This is a genomic window from Staphylococcus sp. EG-SA-2 (assembly GCF_017152085.1).
The window spans coordinates 1-523 of record NZ_JACYHC010000196.1 but is presented as its reverse complement, the minus strand read 5'-3'; the positions used below and the strand labels follow the sequence as shown (position 1 = coordinate 523).

The following is a 523-nucleotide window of genomic DNA, read 5'->3' as shown; positions in this document are numbered from 1 at the left end:
GACGTGTAAATGTTAAATTCTAAAACGGAAATAACCACCATCCCATTAAACCACTTTTTTGTTCAATCACTATATTTCACACAGCTTCATTAATAAAACGAAATTGCTTCAACCCGCTTCAACTTCAGCCTACTTCATTCAATAACCTAACGAATCCGCTTCATCCAAAATCAACCATTCTAACGCACATACTCAAATATAGCAGCTGCACCCATGCCGACACCAATACACATCGTAACCATGCCGTAACGGCTATCGGGACGTCTACCCATTTCATTAAGTAAACGCGCGGTTAACATTGCCCCTGTAGCACCTAATGGATGACCTAAAGCAATAGCGCCACCATTCACATTCGTACGTGATATATCTAGACCTACTTCTTTAATAGATGCAATCGTTTGAGAAGCAAATGCTTCGTTCAATTCGATCAAATCAATGTCTTCAACAGATAGATTGCTGAGTGACAATACTTCAGGAATCGCATATGCAGGCCCAATACCCATAATTTTCGGGTCAACGCCTA

1 pseudogene is annotated in these 523 nt (G+C 40.5%); it reads right to left on the bottom strand.

Going from position 1 to position 523, the window contains the following annotated elements:
• Positions 1-179: 179 nt before the first annotated feature.
• A pseudogene (locus tag IDG60_RS01835) lies at positions 180-523 on the bottom strand (acetyl-CoA C-acyltransferase); the annotation flags it as partial.